The sequence below is a fragment of the Nostoc sp. genome (assembly GCF_036919675.1).
GTDB lineage: Bacteria > Cyanobacteriota > Cyanobacteriia > Cyanobacteriales > Nostocaceae > Nostoc.
In genome coordinates this window covers 93,082-110,204 of record NZ_JBALCP010000037.1, presented here as the reverse complement: position 1 = coordinate 110,204, position 17,123 = coordinate 93,082, and the positions used below count along the sequence as shown (strand labels likewise).

The 17,123-nt window shown below is 43.8% G+C and carries 15 protein-coding genes; 7 read left to right on the top strand and 8 right to left on the bottom strand.

All coding sequences use genetic code 11. From position 1 onward, the window contains the following. Nucleotides 1-328 precede the first annotated feature (328 nt). From V7K49_RS06950 to V7K49_RS06940, 3 genes are all read right to left on the bottom strand, one after another. Nucleotides 329-1,696: an NACHT domain-containing protein gene (locus tag V7K49_RS06950; RefSeq protein ID WP_335204986.1), complete on the bottom strand. Its 1,368-nt coding sequence runs from the start codon at nucleotides 1,694-1,696 to the stop codon at nucleotides 329-331. Beyond that, nucleotides 1,657-1,911 carry a hypothetical protein gene (locus V7K49_RS06945; protein WP_335204985.1) on the bottom strand — a complete coding sequence of 85 codons (255 nt, stop codon included), beginning with the start codon at nucleotides 1,909-1,911 and terminating at the stop codon, nucleotides 1,657-1,659. The genes V7K49_RS06950 and V7K49_RS06945 overlap by 40 nt, the downstream gene beginning before the upstream one ends. Before the next feature lie 734 nt (nucleotides 1,912-2,645). Next, nucleotides 2,646-3,221 carry a TMEM175 family protein gene (locus V7K49_RS06940; protein WP_335204984.1) on the bottom strand — a complete coding sequence of 192 codons (576 nt, stop codon included), beginning with the start codon at nucleotides 3,219-3,221 and terminating at the stop codon, nucleotides 2,646-2,648. An 827-nt stretch (nucleotides 3,222-4,048) separates the two neighbouring features. On the opposite strand from V7K49_RS06940, the gene V7K49_RS06935 reads away from it, so the two are divergent. From V7K49_RS06935 to V7K49_RS06925, 3 genes are all read left to right on the top strand, one after another. Continuing rightward, nucleotides 4,049-5,104 (top strand): metal ABC transporter substrate-binding protein, encoded by a 1,056-nt coding sequence (locus tag V7K49_RS06935; protein WP_335204983.1) that lies wholly within the window; start codon nucleotides 4,049-4,051, stop codon nucleotides 5,102-5,104. Nucleotides 5,105-5,122: 18 nt separating this feature from the next. Continuing rightward, a complete protein-coding gene (locus V7K49_RS06930) occupies nucleotides 5,123-5,956 on the top strand; it encodes a metal ABC transporter ATP-binding protein (protein ID WP_335204982.1) in 834 nt (277 codons plus the stop codon). Between the two features lie 106 nt (nucleotides 5,957-6,062). Next, entirely contained in the window at nucleotides 6,063-6,917 is an 855-nt protein-coding gene (locus V7K49_RS06925; protein WP_335204981.1) for a metal ABC transporter permease, read from the top strand. Between the two features lie 603 nt (nucleotides 6,918-7,520). On the opposite strand, the gene V7K49_RS06920 is transcribed toward V7K49_RS06925, so the two are convergent. Continuing rightward, complete coding sequence (locus tag V7K49_RS06920; protein WP_335204980.1) at nucleotides 7,521-8,159, bottom strand: transaldolase family protein; 639 nt, start codon at nucleotides 8,157-8,159, stop codon at nucleotides 7,521-7,523. Between the two features lie 277 nt (nucleotides 8,160-8,436). Here V7K49_RS06920 and V7K49_RS06915 point away from each other — a divergent pair, with 277 nt between their 5' ends. Together V7K49_RS06915 and V7K49_RS06910 are read left to right on the top strand one after the other, a co-directional pair. After that, complete coding sequence (locus tag V7K49_RS06915) at nucleotides 8,437-10,962, top strand: sigma 54-interacting transcriptional regulator (protein ID WP_335204979.1); 2,526 nt, start codon at nucleotides 8,437-8,439, stop codon at nucleotides 10,960-10,962. 405 nt (nucleotides 10,963-11,367) lie between these two features. Then, the gene (locus tag V7K49_RS06910; RefSeq protein WP_335204978.1) at nucleotides 11,368-11,706 is read left to right on the top strand and encodes a hypothetical protein; all 339 of its coding nucleotides are present in this window, start codon (nucleotides 11,368-11,370) and stop codon (nucleotides 11,704-11,706) included. Nucleotides 11,707-11,900: 194 nt separating this feature from the next. Here V7K49_RS06910 and V7K49_RS06905 read toward each other — a convergent pair whose 3' ends face one another. After that, entirely contained in the window at nucleotides 11,901-12,236 is a 336-nt protein-coding gene (locus V7K49_RS06905) for a hypothetical protein (protein ID WP_335204977.1), read from the bottom strand. Next, nucleotides 12,139-12,336, bottom strand: a complete 198-nt coding sequence (locus V7K49_RS34590) for a hypothetical protein (protein WP_442948648.1) — start codon at nucleotides 12,334-12,336, stop codon at nucleotides 12,139-12,141. Before V7K49_RS34590 ends, V7K49_RS06905 begins: the two co-directional genes overlap by 98 nt. A gap of 55 nt (nucleotides 12,337-12,391) precedes the next feature. On the opposite strand from V7K49_RS34590, the gene V7K49_RS34585 reads away from it, so the two are divergent. Both V7K49_RS34585 and V7K49_RS06900 read left to right on the top strand, forming a co-directional pair. Beyond that, the gene (locus tag V7K49_RS34585; RefSeq protein ID WP_442948647.1) at nucleotides 12,392-12,652 is read left to right on the top strand and encodes a hypothetical protein; all 261 of its coding nucleotides are present in this window, start codon (nucleotides 12,392-12,394) and stop codon (nucleotides 12,650-12,652) included. Next, the gene (locus V7K49_RS06900; protein ID WP_442948646.1) at nucleotides 12,603-13,604 is read left to right on the top strand and encodes a hypothetical protein; all 1,002 of its coding nucleotides are present in this window, start codon (nucleotides 12,603-12,605) and stop codon (nucleotides 13,602-13,604) included. The genes V7K49_RS34585 and V7K49_RS06900 overlap by 50 nt, the downstream gene beginning before the upstream one ends. Nucleotides 13,605-14,006: 402 nt before the next feature. Here the strand turns inward: V7K49_RS06900 and V7K49_RS06895 are convergent, their stop codons facing one another. Together V7K49_RS06895 and thrS are read right to left on the bottom strand one after the other, a co-directional pair. Next, entirely contained in the window at nucleotides 14,007-14,474 is a 468-nt protein-coding gene (locus V7K49_RS06895) for a hypothetical protein (protein ID WP_335204976.1), read from the bottom strand. Nucleotides 14,475-15,281: 807 nt separating this feature from the next. Further along, complete coding sequence (gene thrS / locus V7K49_RS06890; RefSeq protein WP_335205123.1) at nucleotides 15,282-17,123, bottom strand: threonine--tRNA ligase; 1,842 nt, start codon at nucleotides 17,121-17,123, stop codon at nucleotides 15,282-15,284.

Here is a 17,123-nt window from a genome sequence, read left to right as displayed (position 1 = left end):
ATAAATCTGGTGAGCATTTTCCCGATCGCAGAATTTTCAATCAGGTTCAAGCATTTATGAAAATTCGTCTCAGTGGGTTGCTTGCGAGATTTCCGACGAGCGGACTAAGTTGAGAGAATTGGGTATTGGCTGATCACAGCCAAATTAAGCGATCGCCCTCCTTGAGTGAGAAATGATATCAACTGTGATATCAATGCCCCAGCTTAATAAGCGATCGCTTTTTGTGGGAAGCGCTTTGGGAGCATCTCGCCACCTGTAGTGTTAAACCTGAAGCTTTGTACAAAAGGCTATATAGATAGACAGGATATTAGCCTTGATGCCAAATTATTCAATTACCCGGAACCAACAACATCCGGGCCTCAATCTCTTCCCAGGTTGTGCGCGACACCAGCACAGATGCTTGTTTGCACTGGATGAGTAGGTTATTAGCGTAGAGATAATTTTCCAGTGCTTTAGCCTCTTCCTGGGATAAATTGATGATGTCTGGGCTGAGATTGAAAGCATTTCTTAAGGTTTGTTGGAGGCGCTGAAGAAATGTCCGATGCACTTCCTGCGGTTGTTTATCATCAGGAATTTTATCTTTCAGTTCTTTTAGTTGGTCAATCAGCATAGTAAAATTAACGTTATTGAAGATTTTTAATTCTTCAAGTTTACGAGTGTATTCGATGGCTTCGGCGTTGGCGTTGGCGTTGGCGTAGCTGATCGCAACTGCACGTTTACCCACAGGTTTATAATCTCCTGGTGAGCCAGATGTTATTTGTTCTGCCCACTTTAATAAAGCTTGCAGTTTCGGCGTGTTAATATACTTTTGTGCTTCCTTTTCCATCCGCAACAACAAATCATCTGCACCACCGCGCATTAAACCAGCTACTAATAAAAACACTTCTTTCCAGCGTTTATCTATCAGATGTTCAGTAACTAATTTTTCGACTAGACGATTATCATCAATATACTGTGCTGTTAAATATTCTTGTAATGTTAAATGAGAAAAAGAAAATACATCATCTGCCCGTTCTACCAAAATCCCTTGTTGAACAGCGATCGCATTTAAAACTGCCTCACCATCTAATTGCTGAGGTGCATTCAGATTACTCGCCAAAAATGTTTTGATTTGCCCAACAATATCACGCCCAGAACAAAATAGCCTGTCAGACTCAAAATTTATATAGGCAATCTTTGAGAGTAGTATTTCTTCTAATTCTGTATGCAGTCCTTGATATATTTTCTCTCGGTTAATTCGCTTTTCTGATGCCCATTCTTCTAGCAGTATCCGCAGTGCCTTGCGGTAAAGAACACTACGATTATCTGGAAAGTTCTGGGAATGGTCATATACTAAACACAAGAATGTCAGCAATAAAGGCGTGTGGGCTAATTCTTTAGCAGCGCTATTTTCGAGCTTTTCCAATAACTCCCAACATTTCTCGCCTGTCTTCGCTTGTTTCTCTTTATCTTGAAATTGAAACCTGCGACTATTAGCTTGGCGATAGAATTGTTCTAAACTTTCGATAGATTCCAAACTACTCCTAGCATCATTATCTAAAAATTGAACTGCTGTATAGACCGATTCCAGCTTTACAGGGTCACGCATTCCCAACACTTTCAGGATACCGTGCCGTTGTTCGTAGTTCTGAACATACTGCTCTGATGCAGTAAAAATTAACTCCCTAGTACGCCACGGCGTAAATAGAGCAACCATTTAAAATCCCTAAAAAGCCCATTCCATAATACTTTTGACTTTTGACTTTTGACTTTTGACTTCCGCCTTGCGGTACTAGTTTCTTCATTTAGAGTTTTGCCAAACAGCCCTAAAAGCTTTCCTCCGCCTCCCCAGAGTGACTGAAAAATAGGAACAGCTACGCCACTAACAGCTGATGCCGCCGCTGCTATTACTAAAGGTTCCATTCCTGTCATAGGATTACCAGTAAATATATTTAAAATTTAAGGCATTATTGTGTTATTTAGCTTTAAGTTCCGTTATGACAGTTACGCTCAATAAAATCCAATAGTTCTTCTGGAGTCAGGGCATCTTCTTCAATTTTGACTTTTGACTTTTGACTTCCCCGTTCGCGTAGTGTCTCGCAGAGAAGGGGCTGGCGTTGGGATTTACAGCCTTCAAGTCAAAGTTCTTCGCTTCAATTTTTGCACGGACAACAGCCCAACTGCGATCGCTGTCAGTATTTTTTTCAGTCCTTTGTGCGATTATAAGTTTTTCCTAAGCTGTAACGAACGGAATTAAGGACATCCACAACAACAGATGCAGATTTGCCCAAATCAGCTAAACCGCGTCCACGTTGAAAACTGTAGTTCTGTATGAATAGAAAAACCCTCATCCCCAAGCCTCTTCTCCCAATATTGCCAGAAGCGGAGCCGGAAAGAAGTCCCTCTCCCTACTTGGGCTGGTGTACACACAAGCCGTATCACCCCCTTTAATCCCCCCTTATAAAGGGGGGAAATGAGATTTCCGGTTCCCTCCCCTTTACAAGGGGAGGGTTAGGGTGGGGTAAAACCTGTCTTCTTCAGCTATATTTCGGACTTATGTGTACACCGTAGCCCTACTTGGGAGAGGGATTTAGGGTGAGGGCAAAAACTACGGTTCTCAACATAGATGAGGTTTAACTGGAGGAAAAATAAAATAATGTCCTCCTCTAGGAAATGAGAGTCTTCTCAATGCGACGGTCGGGGATAAACCATATGAAGGCAACTAAAACGTACAATGCACAAGCAAACCATGAATTCAGAAAAGCAAGTGGAATTGCCACAGCATAGAACACCAGCGATATTTTTCCCTTGGAGTCTCCACCAAGTGCGATCGCTAGAGTAGAATCCTTACCGTGGTGATAAATGAGGACGCGGGTAAGGATGAAGTAAGCGATCGCACTCAACAACAATACCGTACCATAAAGGGCAACTGGCATGGCGGCAAAGTTATTCTCGCCCATCCAACCGGTGACAAAGGGGATTAGCGACAACCAAAACAGCAAATGCAGGTTAGCCCAAAGGATACGCCCATTAACGTGCCGGACTGCCTGTAGTAGATGATGGTGATTGTTCCAGTAAATGCCGATATAAATAAAACTCATTATATAGCTCAGAAATACTGGGATCAGTGGACGCAGCGCGGCTAAATTGAACCCATGCGGCACTTTGATTTCCAGCACCATAATGGTGATGATGATGGCAATCACCCCATCGCTGAATGCTTCTAACCTCCCTTTTACCATGTCCGCACTCCTTTTCTGTTTACTTGAGAGTCAGTTGTGACACTCTAAACTTTATCGTACCAAGTAGCGGCTTTGCGAACGTTCTACTACCCTATGGGAAGCGGGAGCATCCCAATTTTGCTTAACTCTTTTCCCTCACCCCCAGCCCCTCTCCCAAACATGGGCTACGGTGTACACACAAGTATGACAAGCATAGGTTTCAACTCTTCTAGTTGTTTCGTAGGGTGCGTTATGGAAACGCCAAAATAACAAATGAGTTTGCCGAAATAACAAATGAGTTCGCCGAAATAACAAATGAGTTCGCCGAAATAACAAATGAGTCCACCGAAATAACAAATGAGTCTGCCGAAATAACAAATGAGTCCACCGAAATAACAAATGAGTTCGCTGAAATAACAAATGCGTTCGCCGAAATAACAAATGCGTTCGCCGAAATAACAAATGCGTTCGCCGAAATAACAAATGCGTTGGCTAGCCCGCACTTCTCTACGAGACGCTGCGCGAACGACAAAGCTACTTCGACTGCGCTCAGTACAAGTCAGTGACCACCGCAGGCATCGCCATGATTGCAACAATTTAGCGAGGTTAGGGGATGAGGGATATCAAGGTTTTTGCACATTTAGGATGCTCCCCAACAGGAAGCCATTTTCAGCGTTTACGTAGCCCTCGCAATCATCTATTACAAGTAATTTGCCGGACATGAGATCAATTGGTAAAAAAAATTTAAATATTTCACAGCGAAAATACTCTATGGGGGCATTGCATCTTTATACTGAGTAGAGCTTTAATAATAGGCTGACCCTTGAATTTTAGAAGGCTTGAGTGTAATGAAGACCCTCTCTGGATTGCTATTGGCACTCAGCTTCATGGTAGTAGCTTGCAGTCCGCCTCAGAATACGGCGGTGTCTCCCACCCCTGAAGTAACAACCACTCCAGTTCCAGCAGGAGAGCAAAAGACACAAAATAAGCTTTTAGTTGTCACGACAGTCGCTCCTTTAACAAATATTGTCAGCAACATTGCAGGCGATCGCCTAGAAGTTAAAGGCATTATTCCAGAAGGAACCGACTCTCACACCTTTGAGCCTCGTCCTAGCGATGCCGATATTCTATCCAAAGCTAATCTGATCATCGCCAATGGGTTGCATTTAGAATCCCCAACCGAAAAACTAGCGATCGCCTCCAAGCCCAAAGAAACTAAAATCTTTGAACTAGGCAGTAAAACTATTACCCAAGACCAATGGCTTTTCGACTTCAGCTTTCCGAAAGAAAAAGGTGATCCCAATCCTCATCTGTGGGTAAACCCCAAGTATGCTGAGGCTTATGCCAAGCTAGCCGCCGAACAATTAACCACTTTAGACCCTGCTGGCAAAGATTACTACGCTACCAATCTGAAAAATTATTTACAACGCCTAGAAGCCCTAGACAAAGCAACACGGGAAATCGTCGCCAGTATTCCCGCTAAAAACCGTAAACTTTTGACCTACCACGATTCTTGGGCCTATTGGGCCAGAGAGTATGGTTTTCAAGTGATTGGGGCAATCCAACCTTCAGATTTCAAAGAACCTTCCGCTAAAGATGTCGCAAAGCTTATTGACCAAGTTCGGAAAGTGGGCGTCCCAGCAATTTTTGGTTCTGAGGTCTACCCCAGCAAGGTAGAAGAACAAATTGCCCGCGAAGCAAATGTAAAAACCGCTAACACCGCTGATGACGAGTTACCAGGTAAGGGGTCAGCCAATGCAATTGAAAATACTAATCCTGAGCATACCTATATTGGCATGATGGCTAACAATATGCGGATTATCGGCTCTAGCTTGGGGGGAAATTCTGATTTAGTGAAAAACTTAAATACTGCAAATGTCGTCGGTCCAACAGCAACTAAATAGCATTGAGAAAATAAGTGCATGGAACCGATACTTGAAGTTAGAAATTTGACTTGTGGCTACCAAACCCAGCCAGTTTTTACGGGTGTTAATTTGACGCTTTACCCTGGTCAACTGACCGGCTTGGTGGGGCCTTCTGGCAGTGGTAAAAGCACTTTAATTAGAGCGATTTTAGGGTTGGTGATTCCTTGGACTGGAGAGATTTGGTTTCGAGGAAAGCGCTTAAAGCCTGGATTAGCACCGCCTTTGGTGGGCTATGTGCCGCAAGTGGAAACAGTAGATTGGACTTTTCCAGTCACGGCTCTGGAAGTGGTAATGATGGGGCGTTACCAAAAACAGAAAATGCTGCCTTGGTCTTCAAAACGCGATCGCCAAGTAGCCAGCGAACTCCTAGAACGCGTCGGCGTTGCCCATGTTGCCCATCAACCCATCGGTAATCTATCCGGTGGTCAACAGCAAAGGGTTTTCATTGCCCGTGCTTTAGTAGGAGAGCCGGAAATCGTTCTTTTAGATGAACCTACTAGTAGTTCAGACTTGCACGTTCAACACGAACTTTTGCACCTATTAGCTGATTTGAATCAGCAAGGTTTGACAATTATCCTCTCCACCCATGATCTCAACTCAGTAGCTACTCATTTGCCTTGGGTAGTTTGTTTCAACCACGGTTTAATCAGCCAAGGTCAACCAATCGATATCTTCACTCCCGCCAACCTTGAGCAGACTTTTGGTGGAGAAATGGTGGTTTTCTACCAACAAGACCGAATCTTAATCGCTAGTGGCGGTACTTCTGTACGCCATCAAATGCAAGATAATTTGCCCGACGCACTACGGCGATCTGACTCGAAGTCTGCTTAAGATAAATACTTAGTGTTGCTGATTGACAGTATCAAAAGCTCACGCTCCAGGAGCCAAAGAAAAAAGACTAATTCATTCTCGAATTCAGCAATCCTAAATACTTTATATGGATTTTTTACTCACACCCTTTCATTACGAATTTTTTAGCCGTGCGATTTTAGTAGGCATGATGGCGGGGCTATTATGCGGCATTATGGGAGTTTATATTACAACTCGCAGGATGAGTTACATTGCCCACGGTCTATCTCATGCGATTTTGGGTGGAGCTGTGCTGAGTTATGTACTGGGCTTGAATTTTTACATTGGCTCTGGTATTTGGGGTTTTGCAGCTGCCTTGTTGATTCAATATCTGACTGGACGCAAAGTCTACTCGGATGCAGCAATTGGGATTGTGACAACTGCTAGCTTTGCTTTGGGAGTAGCTGTGATCAGCAGCTATCGTAAGTTTAGCCAAAACTTTGAAGCCGCTTTGTTTGGCAATGTATTGGGGGTTTCCCCTAATGATTTGTGGGTGGTGACAGGTGTGACGATCGTCTTACTCAGTCTTGTTTTCTTGTTTTATCGCCCATTGCTGTTTTGGTGTTTTGACCGAGAAGTTGCTCAGGTTCACGGTGTACCTGTTTTTGCAATGGATACTTTATTTGCTTTGATGCTAGCAACTTTACTGGTGGCAACACTGAATGTGTTAGGGGTGACACTAATTATTTCAGCAGTGGTAATTCCAGCATCAATTGCCCGATTAGTGAGCGATCGCTTTGGTTATCTGATGATTATTTCTGGCATTCTAGGAGCAGCAATTTCCTTTGTGGGGATTTACCTCAGCTACTACCTCGATATCGCCTCTGGAGCCAGTGTAGTGCTGCTTTCAACCGCCATATTTGCCTGTGTGTTGCTCGGTATGAGTCTGCAAGCCCGACACAAACGCCGTTTCCCTTCCCTTTCTACAAAACACGAACGGTGAAATTTTTAAGAGGACTGAAGGGACGAACGGAACTTTTCAAGACAAAAAACACACAGGAAGATAAGTAGAGGAATTAGCTAATTTTGCACTGCGAAGGTGGGAATTCAATCTTGGAGTTGTCACAGATTAACTCCGACTAAAAAATATAGCAGCTAGGACAATTAAACCTAAAAGTGCTAAAGGAACCCAGAGATTAGGGATATCTGACAAACTCATAAATCAACCAATTTTGGATTTTGGACTTCGGCTTACTTCGACTTCGCTCAGTCGAACGATTTTGGATTTTAGATTGACCCCAGCAATCAAGTCACTTGAAAAGTCAATTCATTTTGGATAATAGATTTATTCTGGCGTTTAAATTAGCAAGTTTAAAACATGCATTACAGCAGTTTTCATGTATTTGAAGCACATCTGTCGTAGGGGCACAGCATTGCTGTGCCCCTACCGTGTGGTCTATTTCATCTGAAAATAGCTGTAAATAATGGAACGCAAAAATCTTCTCTACGAGAGGCTGCGCCAACAATTCCATTATCCAAAATTTCAACATCGTAAATTAGGTGATTCAAGATTCAAGAAAGTAGGACTGAATATATGACACAATATTTAAATCGTTAAGCCGATGCCTCCTTTAGCGAATTCTTCAACAGTTTTTTGTGAAAATTCATGAGTAGCGATCGCCTGCAACATTGCCAGTGGTAAAGTCAAATGATCTGCCCCAGCTTGCAATGAGGCGGCTGCTTCTTCAGGAGATTTGATACTAGCTGCCAAGATTTCAGTATCACTGCCTTGGAGGACGCTAGCCATATCCCGGATTAAGGCAATACCATCACCTAACAACCGCGTAGCGCGATTTACATAAGCTATGGCAATTTTAGCACCTGCTTCCCGTGCTACTGCTGCCTGTGCTGCACTGTAAATCGCTGTCACTGAACAGGTAATCTCTGGTGATAGACTCGCCACCACTTCAAAACCTAACGGTGTTGCAGGAATCTTCAAAATTGTTTGCGAACCAATAATCTCGAAAGCTTTTCTGCCTTCAGCTAGCATCCCAGCTTTATCAGATGCCACAAGTTGATAGTATAACGGGCCGGAAGTCAAGGCAACCAATTTTTTGAGCGTGGTTTCTGGTGGGGTATCGCTTTGAGCCAACAACGTGGGATTTGTTGTAATGCCTTTCACCCATCCCCAAAGCTTAACAACTTCAGCTTCAGATGCGATCGCTGAGTCTAGATATAGTGCCATAATTCATCATTTGCATCAAAATTAGTTTACGTTCAATACGAGTGTAATACAAAGGTTTTTAGCTTAGAGATGTTTTCGGGTAAATAGACCACGCCCTACGGGCACAGCAATGCTGTGCCCATACGACAGGTGTGGTTCAAATAAATGAAAACAGCTGTAAGAGCAAGAACAAACATTGCACATTGTGTATTAATGCACAACAACTGAACACAGATATTTTGACATCCGCTTTCAGGGATAATTCTTCTTATACAGCAGCCTACACGGAGAACTTAATATGACATCTCCAGAAACGGTTACATGGCTACAAGAACGAACGACTTTAGGAATTCTCTCGCCTGAAGTGTTAGATGCGATCGCTCAAGTAATTGAAGAACAAGTAGTGAGTGCCGAAACTGACTTAGTTAGCGAAGGCACTCCTTCAGAAGCACTTTATATTCTTGTCGAAGGTCAACTCGAAAGCAATAGCACCAATGAAACCAATCCAGCCTTAGCTTGTGGATTTCTTCCCGGAGCAGTGATTGAACTCAAAGAATTGCTGTTGGATGAATTAACTCCATTCACAATTACTACGGTAACAGAATGTCACTTGTGGGTTGTGCCTGCTGCTAAATTTCGGGAATTAGCCACCCAATACCCCGAAATTGCTCAGGCTTTTTCGCGTCAATTGGCTCAAGAATTAGCTCAGGTCACATCTGCACTTGGCTATGAACAAGAACGATCAGTAGCTTTGCGACCATATTTAGTCACCAAAGCACAACGCGGAATTATCGGTACAAGTCGCTATGCTGTGCGGCTGCGGGAACAAATTCGAGAAGCGGCTGCTGACCGCAAATCAGTGGATATTTTTGGAGAACCAGGTTTAGAAAAAGACAATATAGCAGCCCTGATCCACTTCGGTTCTCCAAAACGGCGAGAACCAATTATTAAAGTAAATTGTGGTATTCTCCAAACGAGCGGTGCAGATTTATTCGGTCGCGCAGGCGGTAAACCAGGACTGTTGGAATGGTTGGGAGAAGGGACTCTAGTTCTCAACAACATCCAAGAATTGCCCGGAGAATTATTACCTCCCGTGACGCAGTTGCTCAAAACTGGCACATATACCCCCGTGGCTCGTTCGGGAGAACCAGCACCTGAACCTTACCCCAGTAAAGCCAGAATTCTGATTGTTTCAGAAAAAACTCAGCCGACAATTGAACGTTCTGTTGGTCACGTTATTAAAGTACCACCGCTCCGGGTGCGGAAAACCGATGTTCAGGCACAGGTTGAATATTATACCAGTCTCTACATTCGGGCTAGAGGCGTTCCGAAACCGCACATCACCCCAGAAGCTTTGCGTCGCCTCCAGTCCTATGATTTTCCTGGGAACCTCAAGGAATTAAAAAATCTAGTAGAAAGAGCGATCGTGCAAGCGGAGGGTGCGAATGAATTAACAGAAGAAATTTTCTGGCCAGCCGAAACTAAGAAAAAACGATTTCGGGTGAATCTTTTAAATGCCTATCCGCGTTTGCGGCAATTTTTACGTAGTCCGTGGTGGCCCGATCGCATTAACTATGGCTTTACTGCAACGGCTTTTGCAATTATTATTGCAGTGTTATTTATTGGCCCGCAAACCCGCGATCGCAATTTCGTATTAAATTTCTTTTGGGCTTGGTGGTGGCCTTTCTTCTTATTTCTCTTTCCCTTTTTGGGACGTATCTGGTGTTCTGTTTGTCCCTTCATGATTTACGGGGAAATTACCCAAAAGTTATCTCTATGGCTGTGGCCTCGAAAACTCAAGCGTTGGCCCAGACAGGAAGCTGAGAAATGGGGCGGATGGTTTATGTTTGGTTTGTTCTCCCTAATTTTCTTATGGGAAGAACTCTGGCATTTAGAAAATACCGCTTATCTTAGCGCTTGTTTGCTGCTGTTAATTACCGCTGGGGCAATGATTTTCTCTGCTCTTTTTGAGCGGCGGTTTTGGTGTCGGTATCTCTGTCCCATCGGCGGGATGAATGGTTTATTTGCCAAACTTTCAATGACGGAACTCCGGGCACAGCAAGGTATTTGTTCTGCCAGTTGTACCACGTATCAGTGCTATAAAGGTGGGCAGCAAAAGGGCGAAGGGATGGAAACGAATGGATGTCCTTTATACTCGCACCCAGCACAGTTAGAAGATAACAGAGATTGCGTCCTGTGCATGACTTGCCTGAAAGCCTGTCCCCATCGTTCCGTTGAGTTCAACTTGCGTCCCCCTGGAATTGAACTGTGGACAACTCATGTACCCCGCAGCTATGAAGTAGCATTATTGTATTTGCTGTTGGGTGGTATATATCTGCATCGCTTGCCAGAGTTGCAATCTTGGTTAGGGTTACAACTGGATTTAACTCAGTTTTGGCAGCACTTCGGATTATCGCTCTTAGTGTTAATTATCCCAGCGATTTTTACCTTTGCGGCTTATGGCTTGCTCCAAGTGTTCAACTTTAACCGTAAGCCTCGAGCATTTGTAGAACTTGCCTATGGCTATCTACCATTAGTTTTGGGGGGAAACTTGGCTCACTATCTGCGTTTGGGCTTAGGCGAAGGTGGGCGAATTTTACCCGTTACTTTTGCTACTCTTGGTTTTAGTGGTGAACAATTGCCAATATTGGTTGCTCACCCGGCTGTGATTGCTTTTTTGCAAGGTGCAACGATAATTTTCTCAGTGTTGATGACTATCTTATTAACGCAAAAGATTGCCAAGCAACCAGTGCGATCGCTCCTTTGGCAACACCTAGCAGCGATTGGGTTGGGAGTTAGTATGTGGGCGATTATCGTGTTTTGAGTTTCACATCTAGCGTAGGCGTAGCCCGCCGTAGGCATCGCTCGTTATCTTGTTTCTAGGTTTAAAGAAGGATAATGCACCTGATTGGGCTGCTGCGGATTGTGTGGGAGGCAGCAGCCCTATTTTAGGCCTAGTCTCTGACTAGGAACGATCAAAGTCTGTTTTAACAGAATATAACCTTTTCTCAGTTGTCTAAAGACTACTTTCGCTATTAAACTGGTGAATTCATTCTGAGGCGGGCTTTTCGGAGAATGAAATAGCCCTGTTGAGCTTCACATCTATTCCACCAGGCGGTTTCTAATCGCCTGGGCTAGGTGCAAAATGTGAGTTAAAAACATTCTTCCCTACGAAGGTGATAGAAAATACTCATATGATTTTTCACTCATAGTGTAAGGATTACAGATAATGCAAGTTCTAAAAAGATCCATCAAACCAGCAACCTATATATCGTTCCTCCACATCTACCAAACTACTTGGGGGACTGCTGGTGATATTTGTTTAATCCGTGAATCTGTAGCCAATGAAAGTACAGCGAAGTTTGTCGGGCACAAAATCGAACTAGCAATTCCAAAAGCATTGGAGCGCGATCGCATCGCCAACTGTTCGATCATCAAAGTTGCAGGTAATGTCGGCGACGGACATCCGAAAGAGCATCCGTTGGAATGGGAGGCTTATGAAGGTGTAAATTCAGAAATAGCTGAAGCGGCTCTCAAACCTTGGGGTTTCAAGTTAATTGAACTCTAATGTGGGTGGCGAGTTGATCAGTTCAACTCGCTGGCGCGTAGCTGATTACGTTAGCGCAGTGTTAGCGAGTATTCTAGCCTGATTACGAATTGGCTTCAACCATGCCTAAGCATCTACACCAAATTAAAAAGCGATCGCTCTTATCTGCCTACTTGATTGGACGCTTAAGTATCCAAAAAAGGCGATCGCGCAATCTAAAAAAACCGTTCTAATTCTTCTACAAGCGCCTGACTGTCTTTCCATAGGGCAATACTTGCATCACGATAGATTTTCGCAATGAATGGAGCAGGATGTTTCCGAACAAATTCTTGCATCGGCACAATTGCTTTGAGAAAAATTGCGGCCATATCTGCCCCTGATAAACTTTGGGAAACAAATATAAACATCTTGACCTGAGCGCGTGCAACAGCAATCCTTTCTAATAAATTGTTGCTAATCTTGCCATCTTTGGTACAAAACAACCCAGCCCATTTTGCCGACCTCTGGCAACCAGTCCACATCTTGAGCGCCTTTGTCAAAGTGTTCGTCATGGATTTTGATAGTGATGCCTGCGGCGCGAAGCGTTTCTACAATGCGTCTGTTACCTAGACATCTATCTATAAAAAAAGTAATGGACTGGGGTTGAATCATGCAACAGCAGGTAGTTCACACCGGATAGCTTCTTCGATCTTGAAGCGATCGCACTTTGATTATTGCTTTGACATATTTACTGGCTGGTGGCAGTGATGATGTGAAAAGACTGCTTATATGGCTGGGCTTTCCTGAGACTAAAACGATTCCTGCTTCATTAAGCCATGATCAAGGTGTTAAAACTCTCAAAATATTTGCCCAAGTCTGGGAACCTAGTCGAGATTTTGCACGATTACACCAAGACTTAGCAAAGCAAATTGCTGTAGTTGCTAGAAAAGTCTCTTGGGAACCGCAAGTGCGACAAGGGGGTAATTGAAGCAATTCAAGCCAAGCTGCACGGGCAAGCACAAGATGCTGATTTTCTCAAGAATTTAATTTACAGTGGTGCCTTAGATATCTGCATTGACGGACTCAACGAAGTCACAGCCGACACTAGGGCTAAAATTTGCCAGTTTGTCGAAAGCTATTTCCGGGGTAACATCATCATGACCACCCAGCCCCTAGAGTGGATACCACCCTCAACAGCCAAGATATATAAATTACAGCCCCTTGAGCCAGCCCAAATTCAGCAATTTTTGCTTTCCCGTCAGCCACGATTGCCCAAAGATGCGAAAGTACAAGGTGATGATTACAAACAAGCCTGCAATAATTACTTAACTCAAGCCTTTAGCAACCAGCAATCATCTGAGGAATTAACTGCTAATCAAAGGGTTCTCTCTAACCCAATGGATTTAACTGTTGTGGCATTAATGATCTCCCAAAGCGCATACCCCGACCTGTTTCACCTGCAAGAACAGCAATATAATTTGATGGCAGCAGAATACCTGCAAGAGTGGAACCAGGAATTTCCCTTAAAAAAATTCTCCGATGCTGTTTATCAAATGCGGCTCAACGATGAACAGGCGCTACCTGGAGATAAATTTCAGCAGGTAGTCCAGTCTTTAGAAGATGAGAAATATAAAATGGTCGTCAGCCGTCAGTGGCAAAACGAAGAAGGTGCAGCCAAGAGAGAATGGTATTTCCGCCACGACAAGATTATGGATTTCTTTTTAGTGCAGAACTTTCTCGGCGAGAAAAATGAAGCTAAAAATCGGCTGATTGACCACATGGGCGACTCCCGTTTTCGGGGTGTATACTTTTTGCTAGTAAACTTACTGGCTTTAGATGCTGCCAAAGAACTGAAAGAAAAATTAGTTCAATACGCCGCCGATACCAAAGACCATACTGTGAGTGATACCTTCGTGCAATTGTTGCGCCCAAGGGTGTAATTCGTAATATTTCGGCTACTTCGGCTACGCTCAGTACAAGTGCGCTCAATACAAGTTTGTAATTTGTAAGTAAGAAAGAGACTTCTAGGCTGAGGGTAAATTGTTTATTTAATAAAAATCTGACTTTTCACGTCATTCGCGGTGTCTAGATCCCCGACTTCTTCAAGAAGTCGGGGATCTAACTTTTCACGAATGATTTAGGACTGCTATATAGAAAAATTCACGCTAAACCTAATCCCTGAGCAAGCTTTCTTACTAGGGAATGGAAGCGAGGTTTTCTAGATAAGAGTGAAAAGTCAGATATTGGAATGAGTGCAAAAAGAGATTGTGTCTGTCCTACCGCTAAGTAGAATCAATGCTCAGTTCACCTGGAACCAAGCTTAATAAATGAAGGCGGAGGGATTAACCACGACCGTAGTCGCGATCGTGCTGATAGCGGTTGTTATTATCACGATTGTTGCGAATGTTATTATAGCGCTCATAGCGGCGGTTATTTTCGCGCTCATAGCGGCGATTATTGTCACGCTCATAGCGGCGGTTATTTTCGCGCTCATAGCGGCGGTTATTTTCACGCTCATAGCGTCGGTTATAATCGCGGTCATGGCGGCGATAATTTTCGCGCTCATAGCGATAGTTATTGTCACGAATGTTGAGAAGATCGTTCTCACGTTCATAATCATCATTTCTGTGGTGACGACTCTGACGTTCGTAGTAACCATCATCGTTGTGTTGATAGCCGTAGCCATCTAACCCAGCAAGATAATCCACTCGTGTATTAGCATCAGCTTTTGGAGAAATACCCAAAGCTGATGCAGATGCTATCAAGCCTGCAAGCAAAATAGAGGTAAAGCGGTTCATGATGTCAGTCAAAAATTGTTGATAGTAATTTATGCAAGTCCAGTCTGTTCAAGTCCAGTCTGTTTAGGAAGAGCAGATTCCACAAGTGTTTGAATCAATCTTATCAATCTTGAATAACTCAAAAAGTTTTCTTGAGTGCGGTGATTGAGAAAGGTTTTGTTGTCTGTGATACTTTCTGACTTTCCAGATATGGTGAAGAGTTAAAATTAAAATGAGTCTTTGATACTCGTGAATCCACCTCTGAACTCCGTTAACGAGTCTTTGATACTCGTGAATGAGTCTTTGAACTCCGTTAACGAGTCTTTGAACTGGATGAATCCACCTCTGAACTCCGTTAACGAGTCTTTGATACTCGTGAATCCACCTCTGAACTCCGTTAACGAGTCTTTGATCCTCGTGAATGAGTCTTTGAACTCCGTTAACGAGTCTTTGAACTCCATTAATGAGCTTTGGGGAGACAGCTACGCTTTGGTGGGGTGGGGTTCTTGGGGTTTAATAAGTAATCAAGCGGACATGATATAAGAGGTTTTATTATGCAAAACCGTCCCTCTCCGACTTCCAAAGGCACAGACTTGAAATTAGTTCAAGCCAGGGAGAGGTTCGTGGAACTGACGTCATATTACAGCAGTTTTCATGTATTTGAACCACATCTGTCGTAAGGGCACAGCATTGCTGTGCCCCTACCGCGTGGTCTATTTACCTGAAAATAGCTGTAAATACGTTACGATCGCACCTTTGCCAAAACCTACCAGCTAGCCTCTGTACCCTACGAAACAAAACGCACACCAATTGTGATTAGTGTGCGTCTGCGGTTAGATTTTAGAAATTCTCGAACTTAGCGATCGCATCCTTCATCTTCTCCACCACCTCATCTACAGGGATGACTCCCAATTCCCCAGAAGCGCGGGTACGGATACTCAAGGTGTTGGTTTCCACTTCTTTAGCTCCCACCACAGCCATCACAGGTATTTTTTCTTTCTCTGCATTGCGAATCTGTTTACCCAAGCGATCGCCACTGGTATCAACTTCTGCACGGATGCCCAACGCTCTCATTTTCGTCACCACATCTTTAGCAAAGTCTACCTGTATATCACCCACTGGCAGTAATCTAGCTTGCACTGGCGCTAACCACAAAGGGAAATCACCCGCATACTCTTCAATTAAGATCCCAATTAGCCGTTCCAGTGAACCAAAAGGCGCACGGTGAATCATTACTGGACGTTTGCGAACACCATCTTCAGCAACGTACTCCAAATCAAACCGTTCTGGCAAAATGTAATCTACCTGCACAGTTCCTAATTGCCACTCCCGATCTAGAGCATCACTAAAGATAAAGTCAAGTTTTGGCCCATAAAAAGCCGCTTCCCCAACTCCCTCAAAGTGTTCCATCCCCAAGGTTTCAACTGCACGGCGAATCGCCCCTTCAGCTTTGTCCCAAACTTCATCGTCACCGATATACTTATCACTAGCTGGATCGCGGAAACTGAGTCTAGCTTTAAAGTTCTTCAGTTGCAGACTATTGAACACCGACAAAATCAAATCCACCACACTGAGGAATTCGCTATCTAGCTGTTCTGGGGTAACGAATAGGTGAGAATCATCCACAGTAAAACCGCGCACCCGCGTTAAGCCGCCCAATTCCCCTGATTGTTCGTAGCGGTAAACAGTACCAAATTCTGCAAATCGCAAAGGTAGTTCCCGATAGGAGCGTAACTCACTCTTATATATTTGGATGTGAAAAGGGCAATTCATCGGCTTCAAGACAAAGCCCTGTTCATTGGCTGCGGACTCCTGATCATCCGCCATTAAAGGGAACATATCTTCTTTATATTTCTGCCAATGTCCAGAGGTTTTAAATAAATCTACTCTGGCAATGTGAGGTGTTACTACAGGTAAATAACCCCGTTTTATCTGTTCTTGCTTCAGGAAGTCTTCTAAAGTACTCCGCAACAGAGTGCCTTTGGGCGTCCACAAAGGTAAACCCGGCCCCACTTGGTCAGAAAATATAAATAATCCTAGTTCCTTACCCAGTTTCCGGTGATCTCGCCGCAGCGCTTCTTCTTTGCGTCGCTTATATTCAGTGAGTTGTTCTGGACTTTCCCAAGCGGTGGCGTAGATGCGTTGTAGTTGGGCTTTAGTTTCATCCCCACGCCAATAAGCACCAGCAACACTTTCTAGTTCAACTGCTTTCGGATTTAATTCACTGGTATTTTCCAGATGAGGCCCCGCACACAAATCCCACCATTCATTCCCCAGGTGGTAAATCGTGATTGGTTCCTCTTTGATATCTCCCAGGATTTCTAGCTTGTAAGGTTCCTTAATTTCCTGAATCCGGCGTTCGGCTTCTTCGCGGCTGACTTCTTCTCGACTAACTGGCAGTTTGCGATTGATAATTTTCACCATCTCTTTCTTGATGGCTTTGAGATCATTTTCGCTAAATGGTTCTGGATTGTCGAAGTCATAGTAAAAACCGTTTTCAATCCAAGGGCCGATTGTAACTTGTGCCTTGGGAAACAGCTTTTGTACTGCCATTGCCATTACATGGGAAGCAGTGTGGCGAATCTTTTTTAAGTTCTCCGATTCGCTGGTACGCGGTAAATAAATTTTTTCAACTTGTTCTGACTGATTTGATGAATTTGGCGACATTGGCTGCTGAACCAT